Source organism: Thiolapillus sp., from assembly GCF_048562965.1.
In the GTDB taxonomy this organism is placed as follows: Bacteria; Pseudomonadota; Gammaproteobacteria; order Chromatiales; family Chromatiaceae; genus Thiolapillus; species Thiolapillus brandeum_A.
In genome coordinates, this window is record NZ_JBHNMF010000624.1 from 1 (window position 1) to 1810 (window position 1810).

Here is a 1810-nt window from a genome sequence, read left to right on the forward strand (position 1 = left end):
CCGTCAATGCCACACGGTATGCCACCGGCCGGGCGCTCCAGACCCTGGGGCTGCCCACCACCTTCTGGTCGGGCGGGCGCACCAAGAAAAACCGTTCGGATCAGGGCTATGCCAAGGACCACTGGACCGACGCGGCCTGTGTCGGTGAGGCCGGCAGCGCCGTGCGCATCCCCCGGGCATTGCGCCCGCTGATTGTCCAGGCCACCGGGCACGGCTCCCGGCAATTCTGCCGGATGGACAAGTACGGCTTTCCGCGCACCAAACCCAAGCCCCGTCGGGCCACGGTGCGGGGATTTCGTACCGGCGACCTGGTGCATGCCCGCGTGACCACTGGCAAGAAACAGGGCGCCTACCAGGGCCGGGTGGCCGTGCGCTCATCCGGGTCTTTCAATATCACCACGGCCAACGGCGTGGTACAGGGCATCGCCCACCGGTTCTGCCGCAAGATCCAGTCGGCAGATGGTTATCACTACAACCTTGGAGGCCGCGATTCCTCCCCCACCTCCGCTGGCGCGGCAGGTCGGGGTATCCTCGCGGGGAATTGATGATGAGCCGCTTTGCTTCGTTTCTGTTTGCCGCATTATTTTCCGTTGCTGTTTTCACGTCGGCACCTCCCGCCCGCGCCTCATTGAGTGATGCGCTGTCGGACATGCTGTCGGCCACCGCCACAAACCCGGGGGTCTACATGTCGCAGCGGCGAGGCGTTCTCACCGGGGGGTCCTTTCAGATGCGCTGGCCCATCCGGAACATTTGGCTTATGCATGTCGCGCCACCACACCTTCAGGCAGGCTGTAACGGCATAGATTTCTTTGGCGGCAGTTTCAGCTTCATCAGCGCCGAACAGTTCAAGCAAATCCTCCGCCAAATCGGCACAGCCGCCGTAGGTTATGCCTTTCAGTTGGCTATCGCCACCATTTGCCAGGAATGCGCATCTCTCATGGCTCACCTTCAGGATCTGATGAATAACATCAACTCGCTTGAAGCCTCGTCCTGCGCTATTGGTGCCAAACTTGTTTCCTGGACCGCATCCAAAATGGATCTCAATGACGCTGGAAAGGCCGAACTGAAAAAAATCGAAAAGGCGGCTGGCGGTGCTGATGGTTTCTTTGACGCGCTGCAGAAAATGTTCACCGACCCCGGTTGGGGCAGTGATTCCGCTTCCTATGCCGTTCAGTCCGCCAACTCCACAGGCAGCTACGGTGGTGTCGACAAAATCGGTAACATCACCTTTCGTGCGTTATACAAAGATAGCGCTGTTATGAAGCTTGGTAGCATTCTTTCCAACTACAGCTCGCGTGATAATTTCTCGATTGAACTCATGATCAGTCTCGTGGGCACAGTTGTATACCCGGAGGACCCCAAGAATTCAGAAGATAATGGTGGTTGCAATGCCAGCCCATCCGATCAGAAGAGCGCCTGTGTGCCCACGCCTTATCGGAAGAACTTCTCCCTGGAGAACATGATGTGGGCCAAAAACGGCACGGGAACAAATTCTGGGGCCAACCAAGATTATTACAACATGTGGCGTTGCAAAACTTTTAACGGTGGCATTCGTGGTTGCGCTTCAATGTACGAGGGAAAGTATGTTGAGCGCACCCTGGACCAAATCGTTCATCACGAACTGTTTGGCACCTACGATATGAACGACATAACGGGGAATTCCAACAGTATTGTCGGAAAAATCCAGTTAGGTGCAGACCTTACCCCCTCACAGCAGAATTTCATCAATATCACGCCTATTCCTTTATACCGGATACTGGTGGATGTCCACAAAGCTCCTTCAGCTGTGCCGTTCATAGCCAAGTTTGTC

General features: G+C 56.2%; 1 protein-coding gene and 1 pseudogene. Both read left to right on the forward strand.

Annotated elements, in window-relative coordinates:
* Positions 1-545, forward strand: a pseudogene (locus ACOCD2_RS18470) (hypothetical protein); the annotation flags it as partial.
* Positions 546-547: 2 nt separating this feature from the next.
* The coding region (locus tag ACOCD2_RS18475) for a conjugal transfer protein TraH (RefSeq protein ID WP_419615707.1) at positions 548-1810 on the forward strand (1263 nt) is incomplete at its 3' end.